The sequence below is a fragment of the Antribacter gilvus genome (assembly GCF_003946865.1).
Lineage (GTDB): Bacteria > Actinomycetota > Actinomycetes > Actinomycetales > Cellulomonadaceae > Antribacter > Antribacter gilvus.
The window spans coordinates 595829-615407 of the sequence record NZ_QXTH01000001.1 but is presented as its reverse complement, the minus strand read 5'-3'; the positions used below and the strand labels follow the sequence as shown (position 1 = coordinate 615407).

16 protein-coding genes and 2 tRNA genes are annotated in these 19579 nt (G+C 71.9%); 3 read left to right on the top strand and 15 right to left on the bottom strand.

Annotated features, from left to right (window positions below):
* Positions 1-11: 11 nt before the first annotated feature.
* Both D1350_RS02595 and D1350_RS02590 read right to left on the bottom strand, forming a co-directional pair.
* Positions 12-84 (bottom strand) — tRNA-Thr (locus tag D1350_RS02595).
* Between the two features lie 170 nt (positions 85-254).
* A tRNA-Tyr gene (locus tag D1350_RS02590) sits at positions 255-335 on the bottom strand.
* A 215-nt stretch (positions 336-550) separates the two neighbouring features.
* Here D1350_RS02590 and rarD point away from each other — a divergent pair.
* A complete protein-coding gene (gene rarD / locus D1350_RS02585) occupies positions 551-1447 on the top strand; it encodes an EamA family transporter RarD (protein WP_240643854.1) in 897 nt (298 codons plus the stop codon).
* Between the two features lie 4 nt (positions 1448-1451).
* Here the strand turns inward: rarD and D1350_RS02580 are convergent, their stop codons facing one another.
* On the bottom strand, positions 1452-2276 hold the full coding sequence (locus D1350_RS02580; protein WP_125773514.1) for an HAD family hydrolase: 825 nt from the start codon (positions 2274-2276) through the stop codon (positions 1452-1454).
* Here D1350_RS02580 and D1350_RS02575 point away from each other — a divergent pair.
* The gene (locus tag D1350_RS02575; RefSeq protein WP_125773512.1) at positions 2275-2775 is read left to right on the top strand and encodes a nuclear transport factor 2 family protein; all 501 of its coding nucleotides are present in this window, start codon (positions 2275-2277) and stop codon (positions 2773-2775) included. The genes D1350_RS02580 and D1350_RS02575 overlap by 2 nt on opposite strands.
* Before the next feature lie 135 nt (positions 2776-2910).
* On the opposite strand, the gene D1350_RS02570 is transcribed toward D1350_RS02575, so the two are convergent.
* Positions 2911-3405 carry a YajQ family cyclic di-GMP-binding protein gene (locus D1350_RS02570; RefSeq protein WP_125773510.1) on the bottom strand — a complete coding sequence of 165 codons (495 nt, stop codon included), beginning with the start codon at positions 3403-3405 and terminating at the stop codon, positions 2911-2913.
* A 185-nt stretch (positions 3406-3590) separates the two neighbouring features.
* Here D1350_RS02570 and D1350_RS02565 point away from each other — a divergent pair, with 185 nt between their 5' ends.
* The gene (locus D1350_RS02565) at positions 3591-5108 is read left to right on the top strand and encodes an ATP-binding protein (protein WP_125773508.1); all 1518 of its coding nucleotides are present in this window, start codon (positions 3591-3593) and stop codon (positions 5106-5108) included.
* Between the two features lie 36 nt (positions 5109-5144).
* Here the strand turns inward: D1350_RS02565 and htpX are convergent, their stop codons facing one another.
* The 11 genes from htpX to D1350_RS02510 form a co-directional block, all read right to left on the bottom strand.
* A complete protein-coding gene (gene htpX / locus D1350_RS02560; protein ID WP_125773506.1) occupies positions 5145-6062 on the bottom strand; it encodes a zinc metalloprotease HtpX in 918 nt (305 codons plus the stop codon).
* Between the two features lie 140 nt (positions 6063-6202).
* Positions 6203-7615: an FAD-dependent oxidoreductase gene (locus D1350_RS02555; protein ID WP_125773504.1), complete on the bottom strand. Its 1413-nt coding sequence runs from the start codon at positions 7613-7615 to the stop codon at positions 6203-6205.
* 266 nt (positions 7616-7881) lie between these two features.
* The gene (locus D1350_RS02550) at positions 7882-8160 is read right to left on the bottom strand and encodes a WXG100 family type VII secretion target (RefSeq protein ID WP_125773502.1); all 279 of its coding nucleotides are present in this window, start codon (positions 8158-8160) and stop codon (positions 7882-7884) included.
* A 169-nt stretch (positions 8161-8329) separates the two neighbouring features.
* Positions 8330-8578, bottom strand: coding sequence for a hypothetical protein (locus D1350_RS02545; RefSeq protein WP_125773500.1), 249 nt, complete (start codon positions 8576-8578; stop codon positions 8330-8332).
* A complete protein-coding gene (locus tag D1350_RS02540; RefSeq protein WP_125773498.1) occupies positions 8575-9372 on the bottom strand; it encodes a hypothetical protein in 798 nt (265 codons plus the stop codon). Before D1350_RS02540 ends, D1350_RS02545 begins: the two co-directional genes overlap by 4 nt.
* The gene (locus D1350_RS02535) at positions 9369-10382 is read right to left on the bottom strand and encodes a WXG100 family type VII secretion target (RefSeq protein WP_125773496.1); all 1014 of its coding nucleotides are present in this window, start codon (positions 10380-10382) and stop codon (positions 9369-9371) included. Before D1350_RS02535 ends, D1350_RS02540 begins: the two co-directional genes overlap by 4 nt.
* A 125-nt stretch (positions 10383-10507) precedes the next feature.
* Entirely contained in the window at positions 10508-10786 is a 279-nt protein-coding gene (locus D1350_RS02530) for a WXG100 family type VII secretion target (protein WP_125773494.1), read from the bottom strand.
* Between the two features lie 124 nt (positions 10787-10910).
* The gene (locus D1350_RS02525) at positions 10911-15431 is read right to left on the bottom strand and encodes an FtsK/SpoIIIE domain-containing protein (protein ID WP_125773491.1); all 4521 of its coding nucleotides are present in this window, start codon (positions 15429-15431) and stop codon (positions 10911-10913) included.
* Position 15432: 1 nt separating this feature from the next.
* Entirely contained in the window at positions 15433-16128 is a 696-nt protein-coding gene (locus tag D1350_RS02520) for a hypothetical protein (protein ID WP_125773489.1), read from the bottom strand.
* 9 nt (positions 16129-16137) lie between these two features.
* A complete protein-coding gene (locus D1350_RS02515; RefSeq protein WP_125773487.1) occupies positions 16138-17841 on the bottom strand; it encodes a serine/threonine-protein kinase in 1704 nt (567 codons plus the stop codon).
* Positions 17842-17863: 22 nt separating this feature from the next.
* Positions 17864-19576, bottom strand: coding sequence for an FHA domain-containing protein (locus D1350_RS02510; protein ID WP_125773485.1), 1713 nt, complete (start codon positions 19574-19576; stop codon positions 17864-17866).
* Positions 19577-19579: the final 3 nt, after the last annotated feature.

Genomic DNA, 19579 nt, shown 5'->3' with positions numbered 1-19579 from the left:
CACCATCACAGAGCCCCGAAAGGGAATCGAACCCTTGACCTTCTCCTTACCATGGAGACGCTCTACCGACTGAGCTATCGGGGCAGCGGGTAGAACATTACACGGTCGGAGGGCACGTGTGAAATCGGATCTGGCGGGCCTGCGTCACACCCCGACAGCCCTGCCGACCAGGTCGGCGAGGCCGCCGCTCCGCACGCCGGCCGGGGATGACTAGAGGCCCGGAATCTGACGATTCCGGGCCTCTGAGCACTGGGTGGCAGGTGAGGGATTCGAACCCCCGAAGCTTACGCGTCTGATTTACAGTCAGATCCCTTTGGCCGCTCGGGCAACCTGCCGTGGTGCGGGCCCAACATTAACGTGTCGACGGCCCGGAGGCGAAATCGAATCCGCAGGCGGTGGCGTGACCAGCGCCACACAGCACCCGGTCGGCCGGCGGACCGCCGTCGTCGTCCCGGGCACCTATCGTGGCGAGGTGAGCATCCCCTCCCCCACCGGGCCCCAGGCCGACGCGACGGGCCTCGCGGCGGAGGCTCCGCCGTCGGGCAGCGGGGTGGCCGCCGACCGCTGGGGGCTGCCCCTCGGGATCGGCGCCTTCTTCATCTGGGGCGGCATGCCCCTGTTCTTCCCGCTGCTCGCGCCGGCCGGCGCGTTCGAGATCATCGCGCACCGGATCGTGTGGAGCCTGCTGTTCTGTCTCGTGGGCCTGGCCGCGACCCGGCACCTGGGGGCGTACTGGACGGCACTGCGGAACCCGCGGACGCTCGCGACGCTCGCCCTGGCGTCGGCGCTGATCGTGGCCAACTGGACCGTCTACGTCTACGGCGTCCTCACCGACCGGGTGCTCGATGCCGCGCTCGGCTACTTCCTCAACCCCCTGCTCACCGTCCTGCTCGGCGTGTTCGTGCTCCGGGAGCGGCTGCGGGGTGCCCAGTGGGTCGCCGTGGGCGCGGGCGCGGCGGCCGTCGTCGTGATCTCGCTCGGCGTCGGCGGCCTGCCCTGGATCGCCCTGACGCTAGCCTGCACGTTCGGGGTCTACGGCCTCGTCAAGAACCGTGTGGGCCGCACCGTCCACGCGCTGCCCGGCCTGGCGGTCGAGACCACCGTCGCCGCGCCGTTCGCGGCGGTGTTCCTGATCTGGCTCGGGGCGGACGGCGCGTTCGGCGCGCACGGGACGGGCCACGCTCTGCTCATGGTGTCGTCGGGGATCATCACCGCGCTCCCGCTGCTGCTGTTCAGCGGTGCCGCACGACGGCTCCCGCTCTCCGTGGTGGGGATGCTCCAGTACCTGGGGCCCGCGCTGCAGTTCCTGTTCGGCGTGGTCGTGTTCCACGAGCACATGCCGCCCGTGCGCTGGGCCGGCTTCGCGCTCGTCTGGGTCGCCCTGGTGATCCTCACCGTCGACGGCCTGCGGACCGCCCGGGCTCAGCCGCGCCTGCGGCGCGCCTGAGCGGTCAGCGGGCGGCGAGCGCCGCCTCGATGGCGGCAGCGACGCCGTCCTCCTCGTTCGAGCCGACGACGTCGCGCACGCGGGCGAGCACGTCCGGGTGCGCGTTGGCGACGGCCACGCCCCGGCCTGCCCACTCCAGCATCGGCAGGTCGACGGGCATGTCGCCGAACGCCCACACGTCGGCCGGCTCGACCCCGAGGCGTGCGCACCAGCCGGCCAGCGCCGCGGACTTGGTGACGCCGGGCGGCATGATCTCGGCGAGGCCGACGGCGCCCGAGTAGGCGAGGTGCGCACGGTCGCCGACCACGGTCGCGGCGAGCTCCTGGAGGCGCACCGGGTCGGTGGCGTCCGACCGGGCGAGCAGCTTCAGGACGGGCTCGCCGCCGAGCGTCTCCTCGACGAGGGCGGCGCTGCGCTCGGCCGTCATCCCCGGCTCCTCGAAGCTCGGGGACACCACGAAGTGGGGGTCGAAGGAGGCGCCGTCGACCCGCTCCACCGCGAGCGCCACGTCCGGCATCGCGGCCCGCAGCCCGGCGGCGAGGGCCCGCACCGCGTCGTCGTCGAACCCCCAGGACTCGAGCGCGCAGCCTGTCGCCAGGTCCCAGACCGCGCCGCCGCCGAAGCAGATGGCGTGCCCGTGGCCGCCCACGAGGTCGGCGAGCCGGGCGAGGGTGCGGGGTGGGCGGGCCGTCACGAACACGACCTCGATCCCGGCGGCCTCGGCAGCGGCCAGGGCGGCGCGGGTGCGCGGGGAGACGGTGCCGTCGTCGCGCAGGAGCGTCCCGTCGAGGTCCGTCGCGACGACCTTGGGAAGGGAGGTGGTGCTCATGGCGCACACGGTACGCGGCGAGGCAGGGGTGGGCGGGCGCGGGGCCCGGGTGCCGGGACGCCCGCGTGCGGGCAGGCGGGTGCCCGGGTGCGGGCAGGCGGGTGCCCGGGTGCGGGCAGGCGGGCCTCGCGGTACGACTGGGACGGTGCGGACCACCCAGGACGTGATCGAGGCGCACCTCGAGTACCGGCTCGCCGGGGACCTCGAGCGCGACCTCGCCGAGAACTACTCCCCCGAGGTCGTGCTGCTGTCGTGGGGCGAGGGGGTGCGCCACGGGCACGACGGCGTGCGGTTCCTCGCGGGCGTGCTGGGTACGTACCTGCCGGACGGCAGCTACCGGTACGAGGACGTCGTGAGCGACGGCCGGTTCGGCCTGCTGCGCTGGGAGGGCCGCGGCCCTCGGACGGAGGTCCGCGACGGCGTGGACTCGTTCGTCGTGGAGGACGGCGTCATCGTGGCCCAGACGATCCACTACGTCGCGGAGCGGGACGGCGGGTGACTGTCCCGCGCGACCCGCTCGCGCCGGTGACCAGGTAGCTGTTCCCCGTCTGCCGCTCGGACGGGGAAGAGCTACCTGGTCGCGGGCGGAGGGGGAGCAACGACCGGGCCGCGGGCGGAACTGCCGACCAGCCCGTCAGCGGTAGTTCGTGAACTGCAGCGCCACGTCCAGGTCGGCGCCCTTGAGCAGCGCGATGACCTGCTGGAGGTCGTCGCGGGACTTGCTGGACACGCGCACCTCGTCGCCCGTGATCTGGGTCTTGGCGCCCTTGGGACCCTCCTCGCGGATGATCTTGGTGATCTTCTTGGCGTTCTCGCTGGACAGGCCCTCCTTCACGGAGGCGGCCAGGCGGTACTCCTTGCCCGACGGCTTGGGCTCCTTCTCGCCCGCATCGATCGACTTGAGCGAGATGCCGCGCTTGACGAGCTTGGTCTCGAAGACGTCGAGGATCGCGAGGACGCGCTCGGGCGAGTTTGCGACCATGAGGATGTCCTCGCCGCTCCACGTGATGGACGCGCCGACGTTCTTGAAGTCGTAGCGCTGCGCGATCTCCTTGGAGGCCTGGTTGAGGGCGTTGTCGACCTCCTGGCGGTCGACCTTGCTGACGATGTCGAACGACGAGTCGGCCATGGGCGTGCTCCTTCGGTACAGGGGATCCGGGTCTGGGACAACCGTAGTCCGCCTCGCTAGGACCTGCCGACGTCGGCGTACGCACCGGCACGGACCCCAGACCTCGGTGATTCGTTAGGGCCAACCCTAACGAGATCCGTTATGGTTGACACTAACGGATCCAATCGGGCTCGAACGGAGGGACCATGCCAGTCGACCTGGTGAAACCGGACCGCATCCTCGATCGCGAGCGCGAATGGCGGCTGCTCGCTGACTTCGCCGCAGACGAGTCACCTCAGATGCGGATCGCGATCGTGTCCGGGCGCCGCAGAAGCGGGAAGTCCTTCCTGCTGGAGGCGCTGACAGAGGCGGCGGGTGGTTTGTACATCGCCGCGGTCCAGGAGGAGGGACGCGTCCCGTCGCTCCTCCGTTTCACCCGCGCGATCGCGGCGGTCGCCGGGGTGCCAGCCACCTCTCTCATGTTGGCCACCTGGGAAGACGCACTGACAACGGCACTGGACGTCCTTCACCGGACGGCACGGACCCCGATGCTTGTGATCGACGAGCTTCCCTACCTGCTGCAGCACTCCCCCGAGATCCCGGGCTTGCTGCAGCTTCTCTACGACCGGTCACAGTCCGGAAACGGACCGGGCGGTCGTGTCGTGCTGTGCGGCTCAGCGATCAGCGTCATGGGCGAGCTCCTCTCCGGGACCAAACCACTCCGGGGACGCGCAGTGGTAGACCTCCGGGTGCCGCCGTTCGGCGCACGCACGGCGAGAAGCCATTGGCAGATCGACGATCGTCAGACTGCGCTCCACCTCGACGCGTGTCTCGGCGGCGCGCCCGGGTATCGGCCGCTCGCACCCGGTGCCGCACCACAGACTCCAGGCGAGTTCGACTCCTGGGTCTGCCGGACGCTTCTCGACCCGGGCCGCGCCCTCTATGCACGCTCAGAGGCGGAGTTCCTCCTCCGCGAGGACCCGAGGATCACGCACCGCACCCTCTACTACGACCTGCTCTCAGCTGTTGCCACGGGCGGCACCACGCCGAGCAAGATCGGTGCAGCGCTGCATCGTGACCGGGCATCCGTCGTCGCACCCCTCGAAGTCCTCACCTCAACCGGATACGTACGCAAGGACCAGGACCTGCTGAGGCAGAACAACCCTGTGATCTCGGTGGCAGACCCGGTGATCCGGTTCAATCAGCTGGTTGCGCTGCCGGCGGTAGACCTGATCGAGCACGGGCAGGCCGAACGCGCTTGGAGGGAGGCACGGCCGACCTTCAGCTCGAAGATTCTCGGGCCGCACTTCGAGGAGCTGAGCCGCCGCTGGACCCGTGCCTACGCCAATGACGAGGCGGGCTTGAGGCTCTCCGCCACCGGCGCCACCGAGGTTCCGGACCGTGCCGCACAGACCAAGCACGAAGTCGACGTCCTCGCGCTGGCGCCCGGCTCACGGCCGCGCACGGCACACAGCGAGATCGCTCTGATCGGCGAGGCCAAGGCGACGATCGCTCCACGAGGGCTGCGCGACGTCGAACGACTGGAGAGGATCCGCCAGCTGCTCGGCGAGCTCGGCCACCGGGCCGAGAGCGCCACCTTGGCGCTCTACTCGCTCCACGGGTTCTACCCGGACGTACAGGCGGCCGCCGCCCGCCGCAAGGATCTCCTGCTCATCGACCTGGCGGCGATCTACGGGGACGGACCCGTGCTGGGCGGAGCCTGAGCAGCCCGGCACGGCCCCGCCGGCACGCCGCCTCCGTCAGCGAGGCGGCGTGCCCCAGTCCGGGGCGTCCTCCGGGCCGGTGAACCCGCGGCCCGGTCCGGCCGGGCCACCGGCCATGCGTTCGAGCCGCGAGATGCGGTCCGCCATGGGCGGGTGCGTCGCGAAGAGCCGCGCCAGGCCGGCGCCCCGGAACGGGTTGGCGATCATCAGGTGCGACACGTTGGTGAGGTCGCGGTTCTGGGGCAGGGGAGCCAGCTGGGTGCCTCGCTCCAGCTTGCGCAGCGCCGAGGCGAGGGCGAGCGGGTCGCCGGTGAGCCGGGCGCCGTCCTCGTCCGCGTCGTACTCGCGCGTGCGGGTGATCGCGAGCTGGATGAGCATCGCCGCCACCGGGGCCAGGAAAGCCATGGCCAGCGCAGCGAGCGGGTTGCCGCCCTCGCGGCGGTCACCGCCGAAGAACAGGAGGAACTGCGCCAGGCTCGTGATCACGCCCGCCAGCGCCGACGCCACCGACGACGTCAGGATGTCCCGGTTGTACACGTGCATGAGCTCGTGGCCGAGAACCCCGCGCAGCTCCCGCTCGTCGAGCAGCCGCAGGATGCCCTCGGTGCAGCAGACGGCCGCGTTCTGCGGGTTGCGGCCCGTCGCGAAGGCGTTGGGCGCCTGCGTCGGCGAGATGTAGAGCTTGGGCATCGGCTGCCGCGCAGCGTTCGACAGCTCGCGCACGATCCGGTGCATCTCCGGCGCCTGCAGCTCCGTCACGGGATAGGCGTGCATGGCGCGGATCGCGAGCTTGGCCGAGTTCCAGTATCCGTAGGCCGTCGTACCGAGACCGATCAGGACGAAGACGAGCAGCAGTTGCCGCTGGGCGCCGAACAGGGCCCACAGCCCGAGGACTGCGGCCCACATGACGCCGAACAGCGCCGCCGTCTTGAGCCCGTTGTAGTGCTGGTGCATCGAAGTCCTTTCCACCCTCCGGAACGTCCCGGCGCGTCGTCCGGTTCCGGGGACCTCCCCACTACGCATGATGCCCGACGCCGGATGGTCACCTCCGTACGGAAGGTCACCACCCGGCGTCGGGCACCAGGGGCCGAACGTCAGGCGCGGACGCTCGCCCGCGCGATCGCGATCATCTCGTCGCGCGGGACGACCTTGACGCGCTGGCGCCCCTCGGCCTCGCCCAGGCCGCGCTCGTGCGCGTCGAGCAGCTCCCAGCCGGTCCACTCGATGACCTCGACGCCCCGGTCCGCGAGGAAGCCGGTGACTGCCTGCGGGTCGCCCTGCGGCGCGGTGCGGCCGCCGGCCAGGTCGCCGGTCGAGACGTCACCGCCGTCGCCCACTCCGGTCACGTCCTCGACGAGGTGCCGAACGGTCTCCGACGCGTCCGACTTGGTGTGGCCGATGAGGCCGACCGGGCCGCGCTTGATCCAGCCGGTCGCGTACACGCCCTCGACGAACGCGCCGTCCAGGTCGACCACGCGGCCCTCGCGGTTCGTGATGACGCCCTTGGCCTCGTCGAACGGGATCTCGGCGAGCGGCGAGCCGAAGTAGCCGACCGCGCGGTACACGGCCTGGACGGGCCAGTCGCGGAACTCGCCGGTGCCCTTGACGGTGCCGTCGCCCTGGAGGGCCGTGCGCTCGGTGCGCAGCCCCACGACCTTGCCGTCCTCGCCGAGCACCTCGGTCGGGGCGTGCAGGAAGTGCAGGTGCAGGCGGCGCGAGGCCGTGTTCTGCGCGGGGTCCTTCAGGGTCCAGTCCACGAGGGTCTTCACGACCTGCTTGGTCTGGTTGGACGAGTTGATCGCCGCCTCGGAGCCCTCGTCGAAGTCGAAGTCCTCCGGGTAGACGATCACGTCCACGTCCGGGACGTGACCGAGCTCACGCAGCTCGAGGGGCGAGAACTTGGCCTGGGCGGGACCGCGGCGCGCGAACACGTGCACGTCGGTGACCGGCGAGGACTTGAGGGTCTCGTACACGTTCGCCGGGATCTCGGTGGGCAGCAGGTCGTCCGCGTGCTTCGCGAGGATGCGGGCCACGTCCAGCGCCACGTTCCCCGCGCCGAGCACCGCGACCTCCTTGTGCTCCAGCGGCCACGTGCGGGGCACGTCCGGGTGCCCGTCGTACCAGGAGACGAAGTCGGCGGCACCGTAGGAGCCCTCGAGGTCGATGCCCGGGATGGGCAGCTCAGCGTCCTTGATGGAGCCGGTGGAGAAGATCACGGCGTCGTAGAACTGCCGCAGGTCCTCCAGCTTGACGTCCACGCCGAAGTCCACGTTGGCCAGCAGGCGGATGTCGCCGCGCGACAGCACCTTGTGCAGCGCGACGATGATCTGCTTGATTCGCGGGTGGTCCGGCGCGACGCCGTAGCGGACCAGGCCGAACGGTGCGGGCAGCCGCTCGAAGAGGTCGATGCTCACGTCGAGGTCGGTCTTGGACAGGATGTCGGCCGCGTAGATGCCGGCAGGACCGGCGCCGACGACGGCGACGCGCAAGGGACGAGTGGTGCTCACTGAGAGTGCGCCTTCCGATCGAGGACTGGTGGCCCGGGTCGGCTCGCCCGACCGCCGCACGCAGCCGAGGGCCGCGGGAGACCCTGCCGATTCTATCGACTGGTGAGGCACGCCTTACCCACCGGGGGTCCCCAGTCCTCCTACTGTGCCTCACGTCTCGCGCTGCGAACAGGGCCGTCTCACGGCATGAGAACCCCTCGTCTCGCGGGCCACCTGCGGCACACGAGAGGCGCGGAACCCCTGGAGTCCCGCGCCTCTCGTCAGGATCAGCTCTGGTTGGAGGTCTGCTCCTGCATCTGAGCGTTCTTCGTCGCGTTGCGGCCGGCCTCGCGCAGCGACTCGGCGGCCTTCTTCAGCGCCGTCTTGTGCTGGCTGTTCCACTCGTTCTTGAAGCGCTCCGCGTCCGGGCCCTTCCAGGAGACCGACTCGACCTGCGCCGAGACCTGGTTCACGATCTGGTCCACCTCTTCCGCCTTCTGGGTCAGACGCTGACCCAGCTCGCGAACCTGCGAAACATTCAGACCCCACATGCCACCCTCAGCCATGACGCACTCCCTCGATCAGGGCCGCCCCCCTGAGGGCAACCGGTGTGTTGACACGAGAACTGAACCAAAGAAATGACAGCAGGGCCACGCTCCCGCATGGGTATAACTCCCCATGCGGGAGCGCCGATCAACGTATGCCCACGTCAGGCGGGTACCGGACGCCGGTTTCCTACTGCTCGGGGCCCGCCTCGCGATCCTGCCGGGCGCGTTCCTCCGCACGACGACGCCGGTCGGGAGCCGTGTTCCAGCGGTCGAACGCCCCGTAGCCGGACCAGCCGAACCCGAGGAGCGCGACGAGGGCTCCGACGACGCTGACCGTGGTAGCCCCGGACGCAGAGCCCGCCACCGCGACGACGACGCCGATCACCCCCACAACGACGCCGCCCCAGATCATCTTCACGTCGAGGCCGTCGTTCATGCCTGCTCCTCGGCAGCGAGGTCCCGGACGAGCGCCTTCACCGCGGCGGGCCCGAGCTCCGTGAGCGTCAGGGCCGCCGGTCCGGTCTCTGTGGTGCGTTCGCCGCCCCGGACGACGAACACCCCGCGAGGCCCCGCGTAGACGGACACGGTCACCATGACGTCCGAGGGCGCGCGCACCGCGGAGACCTGGGTGACGACGAGAGCCTCCGTGAGCTCCGGAGGCCGCTGCTGCTCCAGCTCCTCGGTGCTCAGTGTGCGCGGTGCGCCGCTCATCACCGCGGCCGACGTGGGGTCGAGGTACGTTCCCAGGCGGTCCGTGAGGAAGTCGACGGGGTACACGCTGAAGGAGTGGTGGCCGCTGTCGGTCACCTCCTCCTCGAGGACGCCTCCGCCGTCGTGCACGTAGCAGAACACCCACGACGGCCCGAGGGAGGTGACGCGCTCGAAGCCCAGGACGGCCTGGCTCGTGCGGCGCAGCACCAGCGTCCCGGTGATCTCGGGGACGGCCTCGAGGCCGATCTCGGCGCCTCCTGTGCCGGGCGCAGGCACCACGTGACCCTGCGAGAGCATCGCGCGCAGGGCCACCTTGCCGACGAGCTCGCGGTCGGCACCCACCTGCGCCGACAACCAGGGCGTCGGGACCACCTGCTCGTTCTGCAGGCCGTCGAGCACGACCACCTGCTCGTCCGTCAGTGTGACCACGTGCGTGGCCCTGCCCTCGACGGCGCGGCCGAGCACGGCCTGCGCCGCCTCGACGTCCTCGCGGACGAACCGCATGGTGCCTTCGGTCATGAGAAGAGTCCTCCGATGAAGTTGCCCGCCTTCTTCAGCCCGTCGCCCACTGCCTCGACCGCGTCGCCCCCGACGTCCTTGACGACGTCGACTGCGTCACCGGCAAGCTCTCTCGCCTCGCCGAGAGCATCCCCGAGCACCTCTCCGGGGTTGCTGACGAAGGCCGAGATCGAGTCCCAGTTGTCGTAGATGGCATTGCCGAGCGCCCAGGCACCCGCGACGACCCCCGCCCCCACGACGATCCCCACTCCGACAGGGCCGAGCAGCGCCGCGCCACCCAGTGCAATCGCGATGCTACCGGCGCCGCCGACCACCGACACTCCGCCCATCACCCGGTCGACCGCGCCGCGGGCGCCGTCGTAGTCGGAGTTGAACATCTGGTTGAAGCCGCCCACGACCCCGAAGACGCCGCCGACCGCACCGAACATCGTGCCGAACTTGCCGATCCTGCCGAACTCGTCGGCGAGCCCCAGGGAGGAGGCCGTGAAGCCGTGCAGGCCCTTGACGCTCCTGTAGATGTCTGCGGTCGCGTCGCTGATCCGGGCCGCGTCGCCGAGCGCCTCCACCTGGGTCAGCGCGCGGAACGCGAGGCCCCACTTGGTGAACTTCCACGCGTCCTTGATCACGCCGAGGTTGCTCGCGGCGTCATAGGTTCCGTACACCGCGCCCAAGGCCGTGTCCGGCGCGAAGGGCCCACCCGACCACGGGCCGCCGCCGAGATCACCGACGGACTCGTACGTGTAGCTCGTGCGTTCCTGCGAGTCGGCATTGCGCCGCAACGAGAGCGCGGCGCCGCCGAGCCCGTCGCCCGCCCTGTCGATCGCCGGCCGGTGCCGGCTCGCCCACGCCGACCGGAACTGGTCCGCGTTCGGCCCCTTCCAGGCTCGGGCGGCCGTCAGCTCGACACCCACCTCCCGCGTGATGGAGCCCAGGCGTTCGCTCACCTGCTCGAGCTGCTTCGACAGGGCACGGAGCTGCCCGATGTCGGCGCCGTACATCTCGGTCGTCATGACGTCCCTTCTCCGGCCTCACGCGTCGTGGCCCGACCATCGAATGCTGTGGGTATGGATGTGGCGACAATCCCCACGGGGATTGCCGCCACAGCCATAGCGAACCTGCCCGAGGGCAGAGAGCGTCAGCTCTGGTTCGAGGTCTGCTCCTGCATCTGAGCGTTCTTGGTCGCGTTGCGGCCGGCCTCGCGCAGCGACTCGGCGGCCTTCTTCAGCGCCGTCTTGTGCTGGCTGTTCCACTCGTTCTTGAAGCGCTCCGCGTCCGGGCCCTTCCAGGAGACCGACTCGACCTGCGCCGAGACCTGGTTCACGATCTGGTCCACCTCTTCCGCCTTCTGGGTCAGACGCTGACCCAGCTCGCGAACCTGCGAAACATTCAGACCCCACATGCCGCCATCAGCCATGATGTACTCCCTCAGTCAGGGCCGCCCCCTGCGGGCGACCGGCTTTCATGTCCCGTAGTCAACCAGAGACCGGACATGAGCGATATGGGGACTAGTCCCCATATGCGCCGTTCTAGTGCCGCACCTACTCCGGCAGCGCGACCTGCATCTTGCGCGGCCGGCCGCCGACGATCACGAAGCCGCGGCCCGCCGGGAAGTCGTTGCGACGGATCCTGCCCAGGCCCACGCCGAGGAGCGTGTCCCCGTCGAGGTCGCCCGGCGTCAGGAGGATCCCCGACCGGCTCGTCTTGAACGGCTGGGCCAGCGTCCAGGCCTGGCTCCAGGTCGACGTCTCCGACTCGCCGATCACGAGCTGGTCGGCCCGCACCGCCGCGCGGATGAACCGGTCGAGGGCTGATTCTGCGCTGGTGTTCGTGAAGTCGGTGAGGGCCTCGATGAGCACCGCCAGCCCACCGGGCGGGAACTTGTCCGCCTCCACGGCGGTCACCAGGTCCTCGAGGAGCTCCACTGCCGCGTCCGGGTCGGTCGCGGACACGTCCCACAGGCCCAGGCCTGAGATGTTCGTCCGGCGGGGCGCCAGGTAGACGACCCGGGTCCCCCCGGCCCTGCGCAGCGCCTTCGCGATGGTGACCAGGGCGGTCGTGCGGCCGGCAGCCGGGGGCCCGGCCAGCATGACCGCGCCCCGCTCGGGCAGGCCCACCGGGGCGATGTCCAGGTCGTCGAGGCCGAACGCGGGCCGGCCGTCGGCTGCCCGGACCGGGAGACCGTCGATGGAGAACTGGTCGGGCAGCCGCTCGACGCCCACCGCGGGCTTGATACCGAGGCGGAGCATCGCGTCGCGGAGCTTGCCGATCTCCCGCGCCTGGATGGCCACGTTGGCGTCGCCGCCCAGCACCGCGACCTGCACCTCGTTGTCCTCGAGGATGGCGCGCCCGGGGGGCGAGGTCACGGAGAGCACGTCACGCGGCACCGACAGCGTCAGGTAGTCGTCCTCGTGGGCGAGCCGCAGCACGAGGCGCTTCTGGATCGTGGAGCCCAAGGAGGCCGGGACCGACGTGGCCCGGTCGCCGGCCACGATCACGTGCACGCCGACCTGGCGGCCGTCGGTGGCGATCTGCGAGAACGACCCGAACACGTTGGAGCCCGGGGACGTCGAGTACTCGTACGTCTCGCGGAACGCACCGATACCGTCGACGAGGAGCAGGATGCGCGGCTCCTCGGGAGCACCGGCCAGCCGGCGGTACTCGGTGATGTCGCCCGCGCTGACGCCGGCGTACCGCACGGCGCGCTCGTCCACCAGCTCGCGCAGCATGCGCATGAGGCGGGCGATGCGCTCCTCGTCCTCACCCGAGATGACCGCGCCCACGTGCGGCAGGTCCTCGAGCATGCGGAGGCCGTTGGCGCCGCAGTCGATGGCGTAGACCTGGACAGGGCCGCCACGGGCGGTCAGCGCCGCCGACACGGCGATCGTGCGGAGGGTGGCGCTCTTGCCCGAGCCACCGGTGCCGTAGATGGCCATGTTGCCGTCGCGGTCGGGCTCGTAGAAGATCGTGGGCTGCGCCTGCGCCGCCGGGTCGTCGAGCACACCGAGGAGCAGCTGCACGTCGGACCGGGGGTTCGGCAGCAGCGCGAGGTCGTACGTGGCGGCGAGCTCCTCGAGCCACGGCTTCCGGGGTGCGGGCACCGCGGCTGCCGACGCAGCCCGTGAGATCGTCGAGACCACGCGCGCGATGTCCGTCGGGCCCGGGTCCTGGACCTCCGCGACCTGCGGTGCGGGGATGTCCCACCGCGTGCCGGTGCCGAAGCCGAGCTCCTCGACGTCGATGGGCGGGCGGTCGGGCCGGTCCAGGGTCCAGCCGCCGGCGTAGCCGGTCTGGAACGGCTGGATGCGCCCCGGACCGGTCTTCACGGCGCCGCGGCCCGGGATCGACGGGTCGAAGTGCGCGGCCATCGGCACACCGAGGATGTCGCTGGAGTCCTCCTCGTCGGCCATCCGGAGGGCCACGCGGAGGTTCGTGTTGGCGCGGAGGTTGTCCTTGATGACGCCGGCCGGACGCTGGGTGGCGAGGATCAGGTGCAGGCCGAGCGACCGGCCACGCTGGGCGACGTCCACGACACCGTCCACGAACTCGGGCACCTCGCTGACCAGGGCTGCGAACTCGTCGACCACGATCAGCAGCGAGGGCGGAGCGTCCGGGTCGCCGGTGCGCTCCAGGGACGCGAGGTCCTTGGCCTTCTTCAGGTTGAGGAGGTGCTCGCGGTAGCGCAGCTCGGCGCGCAGCGACGTGAGCGCGCGCCGCACCAGGTGGGGCGACAGGTCCGTCACGAGACCCACGGTGTGGGGCAGCTTCACGCAGTCCGCGAAGGCCGCACCACCCTTGTAGTCCACGAAGAGGAAGGTCACCCGGTCGGGGCTGTGCGCCGATGCCATGCCGAGCACCCAGGCCTGCAGGAACTCCGACTTTCCGGCACCGGTGGTGCCGCCCACGAGGGCGTGCGGGCCCTGCGTGCGCAGGTCGAGGTACAGCGGCTCCACGCCGGAGTGGCCCACCAGCGCTCGGAGGTTCGTGGGGCTCTTGCGGCGCACCCACGGCGAGCCGTCGCGGCGGGTCAGCGACCCGTTCTCCTTCCACCGGTCCACGAACACGTTCGGGTCCTGGGCGAGCTGCGTACCGGTCAGCGCCAGGTAGGACACCGAGCGGGGCAGGTCGGAGTCGTCGTCGACCGGCGCGCCGACGTCGACCACCGGCGCCAGGATGCGCGCCACCTCGTGCGCGACGGGGAGGTCGACCGTCTCGCACACCACCGGGAACGAGAGGCGCCCGTAGCGCACCTCGCCCGTGGTGGCGCCCCCGACCCCGCCGGGCCCGCCCGGCGCACCCACCTGCGTGCCGGCGTCGGACATCGAGGAGCCGAGGAGGATGAAGGTGCGGCACGCCGCCGGGAGCTGCTCCACGGTGGGGGCCACCCACAGGACGTGGACGCCCGCGTCCGCCCCGCGCTCCGCGAGGCGGGTGAGTCGCGACCGGTCGACGGGAGCGTCGTCCTCGATGAGCACCACGACGGTGGGCAGCACGGGCGGCGGCGCGGACTGCTCGCGCTCCTTCCTGGGGTCGAGGTCGCCGCGCAGCACGGCGTGCTGCTCGAGGTCCGCGCCGCGGGACTCGACCAGGTCCTCGAGGCGGGAGAGGAGCGACAGCGCGGCGCCCGGGTTGTCGGCGAGGTGCGGCCCGTCGAGCGGGCTGTGCGGGGAGCCGGTGTGGGGCAGCCACTCGAGCCACTCCCAGTCACCGCGGGAGCGCTGTGACGTGAGCCCCGCGACCACGAGGTCGGACGGGGAGTGCAGGGCGACCAGCTGGAGCAGCATCGCGCGGCCCACTGCGTCGACCGTGCCGGGCGGGCCCGCGATGCCGAATCCGCCCGCGACCCGCAGCCGCGCGACGATCGGCACGCCGTCGACCGTGCCGCACTTGGCCTGCAGCTCGTGGACCTGCTCCAGAAACTCCGGCAGGGTGTTGTTCTCGCCGGGGTCGTCGATCTGGACGCGCGACGGCGCCGCGCCGATCCCCATCCGCACCGTGAGGAAGCCCTGGTGCTCGGGCCGGTAGGTCCACATGAGGCCGGACAGGCGGCGCACCGCGTCCACCGCGTCCGCGAGGGACGGCGTCTCCGTGAGCCGGACCGCCCGCTCCACCGCGTGCACGCGCTCGACGGTCGTGTGCATGGCCTTGATGGACGCCTGGAACGCCTCCACCTGGTGCTTGAAGCGCCGCTTCTCGTGCCGGAGCGTGTCCACGTACATCGCGATCATCAGCAGCGGGGTGAGCGCCACGAAGATGATCGTCAGGGCGTTCCTCGTGACCGCGTACAGGACCACGCCCATGATGATCGGGGCGACCAGGCTGAGCCACGGCAGCGGCTGCGACTCGCGCGGCGCCGGCGGCTTGGGGCCCTTGAGCTTGCGGTCGGGGAACCGGGCGACCACGCGCGGGGAGCGGTTGAACTCCACGACGGGGGTGCTGGGCGCCATGCTGGTGGACCGGTGCAGCGACACCACGGACACCACGGACCCGCCGATGCTCACGGTGTCCGAGGACGTCATCATCGCCCGGGTCATCCGCTCGCCGCCCATGACGAGCCCGTTCGCGGAGTCGAGGTCGGCGATCTCGATCGTCTCGCCGACCGTGATGCGCGCGTGCCGCTTGGACACGAGCGGGTCGGAGAGCCGGATGTCCATGCCGCGGTCGCGGCCCAGGTACGAGGAGCCGACGGGCAGCGGGAACTCGCGCCCGGCGTCCGGGCCCTGGAGGACGCGCAGGACGGCCACCGCGGCGCCACGGTCCGCGCCCGGCGTCTCGAACTGCTCGGAGACCCGCACGATCGACACCGTGGACCCGGAGCGCAGGCCCGCCTGGACGAGGTCGCTCGACGGGCTCAGCACGCGGCCCGCGCTGCCGCCCGCGGCGCCGTGCCCGTCGGCCGTGATCTGCAGGGTCAGGTTGGGCGGTGGTGCGGCGCCGCCGCGGGCGGGGTCGCCCGCGAAGAGCGCCTCGGCGACGTCCTGCACGGAGGCGGTGGCGTCTGCGGTGACCGCCACGTTCGCCGCCGACGCGTCGGGGCGGGTCAGGGTGAGCTTGATGCGCACGTCAGGCGTCGTCCTTCAGGTCGAGGAGAGGGAGGTCTGCGGCGGTCACCAGGCGCGAGGCCACGGAGTACTCGACGAGGCGGGCCCGGCGGTTGGTCGCCAGAGCGCCCACCCCGCCGCGCAGGCCCTTCACGCCGATCCGGTCGAGCTTGTCGCAGACGTTGTCGAGCTTGCGGTTGAAACGGGTCGTCGCCCAGCCGAGACGCTTGGCCGCCGCGGCCGACGACGGGATCTCGCTCAGCCCCGTGCCCTCACGGCGCAGCATCGGCTCCGCGAGGGCGACGATGAGCTGCTTCTGGCTGGTGGTGAAGCTGATCATGCCGATCGTCGTGGCGCCGGAGTCGGCGTCCTCGGCCCGGATCTCGTGGTACGGCGCGTCGTCGAGCTGGGCCATGAGCTCGTACGTGGTGGGCCCGGCCGTGAACACGATCGACGTGGTGGGGAAGACCAGGGGCAGGCGGTTGCCCGGCGGCAGCCAGGACTGCACGCCGCCTCCCGAGTCGCACACCGTCGCGGAGATCAGGGAGCCCACGTTGGCGAGCCACCAGATCCCCTCCTCATGCACCACCTTGAGGAACCGGCGGTGCAGGTACGGGTTGTCGTCGATCGCGAGGTCGCCCTCCCGGCCGATGTCGAACTCGCCGTCCTCCTCGGGCCGGAACCACTCACCGCAGAACTCGATCGCGAGACCGCTCACAGCATCCCCCTAACCCTCGGCGCAGACGGCGTCCCGCTCGGGCGACTGCTGCATGTTGGGCTTGACGACAACTACCTTGATGCAGGTCGTCCCGCCGCTGTCGCGCGGGACGGTGACGGTGGTCTCCTCGGTCGCCGACCAGGAGCCCACTCCGTTGACAGTGACGGGAGCCCAGAAGAACTGGTCCTCCTCGGCCATGTCCTCGGGCGCCGTCCAGGTGAAGACGGCCTGGTCCCCGTCGACGGTGCCCTTCGGGTCGACGACCCCGGGCACGAGGTTCGCCAGGTTGTCGAGCGGCGCCTCCACGGACTCCGCGGAGGTGGGGTCCTCGCCCGGCTCGCCGCCGCCCGCACCGCTCACCAGGTTCCACACCACGATGCCGGCCACCACGAGCACGGCCGCGCCGGCCAGGAGCGGCCACAGCGCCCGACGCCGGTCGCTCTCCTCCTCCTCGGAAGGCGCCCCGGTCTCCGGTTCCGCGGGCCGCGAGGTACGGTGCACGGTCTCCTCGACGGAGGCTCCGGGCCAGGCCTGCGAGCCGACGACGGGCACGTCCGAGGACCACGACGAGCTCGAGCCCGCCGACGGGGCGGTACCGCCGCTGGTGCTGGTGGCCGTCGCCGGGTACCCGTTGTGGACCGGGGGTGCCGAGATCCCCGTGCCGGGCCGCGACTGCGGGGGCGCGAGCGGCACCTGCCCGTGCAGGGCAGACGTGGCGGACGAGCCGGTGACGGCGGGGGGCGCCATCGGGGACGGCGCCGGACGGCCGCCCGGGTCGATCGCGACGACCTGCCGCAGGCGCGTCCCGTCCTCGGCCGGCTCCTCCTCCTGCACGTGGCCGGTCTCGTCGAGGATGTCGATAGGAGTCACGTCGCGCGCGAGCTCGACCTGCACCTGCTGCAGGGCGCGCGCGAAGGCGAGCATCGTCGGATAGCGCGAGCTCGGCGACTTGGCCATCGCGGTCGCGAGGACCCGTTCGAGCGCGGGCGGCACGTCGGTGCGCCCGATGCGCGGCAGGGACGCCGTCTCGATGCGCTGCACCAGGTCGGCCGACGTGTTCGACCCACCGGGGACCTCGAACGGCGACCTGCCCGCCAGCAGCGTGTAGCACGTGGCGGCCAGGGCCCAGACATCGGTCGCGATGCCGCTCATGGGCGGGTCGCCGAAGGACTCTGGCGGCGACCACGGGATCGACATGCCCTCCGCCGCGGACGCCGTGTCGACGGTGGAGGAGATGCCGAAGTCGGTCAGCGCGGGATGCCCGTACTGGGTGACCAGGATGTTCGCCGGCTTGATGTCGCGGTGCAGGATCCCGAGCCGGTGCGCCGTCTCGACGGCGCCGGCGATCTGGATGGTGGTGCGGAGCGCCTCGGCGACCGGGAACCGTTCGGTCCGGTACCGCGCGCCCAGGTTGGGGCGCGAGCAGTACTCCATGGCGAGGAACGGGCGCCCGTCGGACGCCACGCCCGCCTCGTACATCGTGACGATCGACGGGTGGTTCGACAGGGTGGCCATCAGGTCGGCCTCGGCGTCGAACGCCGCCCGCTGGGTGTCGCTCGACCACTCCTTGAGCAGCACCTTCACGGCGATCTGGCGACGCGGACGCTGCTGCTCGTACAGGAAGACGTCGGAGAAGCCGCCCGAGCCGATCAGCTTGCGGTACTCGAAGCCCTCGATCTGCGGCGGCGCCGAGGGCGCGCGCTTGCTGCTCACTCGTCTCCCTCCGGCACCCGGTTCACCAGATGCCCTCGAAGGTCAGCGTGACGCCGTCGCCGAGATCGACGACGTCGCCGTCCGCGACCAGCTCCTTCTCGTTGGGGTGCAGCCGGCGCGGCTGCTGGCCCGGACGCATCAGCGTGGTGCCGTTGGTCGTGGCGAGGTCCGCCACGAGCACGTGCCAGTCCTCCAGCGTGATCTGCACGTGCGAGCGCGAGATGTCCTGCTGAGGGCTGGACACCGTGACAAGGCGCGGCATGTCGGACGCGCTCGTGGTGCTCGATCGCGGCCTCCGGCCCACGACCACCGGCCGGTCCAGCTCCACGACCTGCCCGCCACGGGAGCCCACCGCGCCGCTCGTCGCCGTGCCGCCCGTGATGACGACCCGGCCGAGCGACGGCCGCGGCGCCGGGTGCGCGTCGCCCTCGAGCGCCGTGCCGCACGTGCGGCAGGCATCGCGCGACGGCGGGTTCGGGTGTCCCTGCGAGCAGGACAGGGCAAGGATCTCCTGCGTGCCCGGCGTGGGCGGCGCCTGGAACTGCGGCGGCGGCCCCGTCATGCCGGCCGCGGCCCGCAGGTCGGCGATCGCCGACGACATCACGGTGTTGCCGTCGTGGTCGACGCCATCGCCCTCGTCGTCGGCCTCAGGCTGCCGCGCCTGCTCGGCGCCGGCCTCCGCGGCCCGCGCCTCCTCCTCCGCAGCCACCTGGGCAGCGCGGTGCGCGGCCCCGGGTGTCGACCCGGCCCACTCGCGGGGCACGCCCGCGATGAGGCTCGGCACGCCCGGGACGAGCCCGTCGCCGTCCGACGCCGGAGCGGGGGCCGCGGCCTCCTCCGGAGCGGGCGGGGGCGACGAGCTCTCGGCGGGCGCGTCGGCCTCCTCCTCGTCCTCGTCCTCCTCCTCGACCCGCACGGCGGCGTCCTCGACGCGGCGCATGACCGTGGCGCCCCAGAGGTGCAGGTAGTCGTCCTCCCCCACGCCGAGCTGCGTCGCCTCCGAGGGCTCCGAGGACCCGGGCGCCGGCTCGGTGGCGGCCGGCGAGCCTGCCGCCTCGACGACCGGGACGTCGCCCGGCTCGGGGTGCGCCGGTACGGGCCGGTCGTGGCCGGGGGCGATCGTGTCCTCCGACGCGACGTCGACCGGCGCGGAGAACGGCGGGAGGGCGTCGAGGATCCCGATGGCGCTGCCGTCGACCGGGTAGGCCGCACCGGCGAACACCTGCGCACCCGGGCGCGCCCCGGCGTCGGTCGCCGGAGCGAGGGCCTCGGCCGGGGCGTCGACGACGTCGCGCCGCACGGCACCCGCGAGGATCACGCCGGTGTCGACCGGCAGGCCCGGACGCGCGAACGCGCCCGAGGCGACGGCCTCGAAGGCCGTGACCCCGTCGAGCACGCGCTCCGACCACGAGATCACGTCCGAACCGTCCACGGCGACCGGACCGCTCGTGGTCTCGACGGTCACCTTCACGTCGCCGCCCCGGACCGCCACGTGGGCAGAGCCGGGCCCGCCGTCGTCGGTCCGCGCCGTCACGACGGCGAACGGCGGGACGGCGTGCAGGCCGCCCCCGAGGGACGTGAGGACGCCGAGCGCCTCGGCGACGCCGGCGCCCGGGGCGCCGAGGTCGGTCCAGAGGCGGGCCAGGACGTCGTCGGCGACGGGGTCCGGGAGCACCACCACGGCGTCGCCTCGGACCACGACGTGCGCGGTCCCGCTGGTGTAGTGCACAGTCATGCG

Coding starts and splice junctions, on each gene's coding strand:
- D1350_RS02575 (WP_125773512.1), top strand. CDS start 2,275: ATGGCGCACACGGTACGCGGCGAGGCAGGGGTGGGCGGGCGCGGGGCC.
- D1350_RS02580 (WP_125773514.1), bottom strand. CDS start 2,276: ATGAGCACCACCTCCCTTCCCAAGGTCGTCGCGACGGACCTCGACGGG.
- D1350_RS02570 (WP_125773510.1), bottom strand. CDS start 3,405: ATGGCCGACTCGTCGTTCGACATCGTCAGCAAGGTCGACCGCCAGGAG.
- D1350_RS02565 (WP_125773508.1), top strand. CDS start 3,591: ATGCCAGTCGACCTGGTGAAACCGGACCGCATCCTCGATCGCGAGCGC.
- htpX (WP_125773506.1), bottom strand. CDS start 6,062: ATGCACCAGCACTACAACGGGCTCAAGACGGCGGCGCTGTTCGGCGTC.
- D1350_RS02550 (WP_125773502.1), bottom strand. CDS start 8,160: ATGGCTGAGGGTGGCATGTGGGGTCTGAATGTTTCGCAGGTTCGCGAG.
- D1350_RS02545 (WP_125773500.1), bottom strand. CDS start 8,578: ATGAACGACGGCCTCGACGTGAAGATGATCTGGGGCGGCGTCGTTGTG.
- D1350_RS02540 (WP_125773498.1), bottom strand. CDS start 9,372: ATGACCGAAGGCACCATGCGGTTCGTCCGCGAGGACGTCGAGGCGGCG.
- D1350_RS02535 (WP_125773496.1), bottom strand. CDS start 10,382: ATGACGACCGAGATGTACGGCGCCGACATCGGGCAGCTCCGTGCCCTG.
- D1350_RS02530 (WP_125773494.1), bottom strand. CDS start 10,786: ATGGCTGATGGCGGCATGTGGGGTCTGAATGTTTCGCAGGTTCGCGAG.
- D1350_RS02510 (WP_125773485.1), bottom strand. CDS start 19,576: ATGACTGTGCACTACACCAGCGGGACCGCGCACGTCGTGGTCCGAGGC.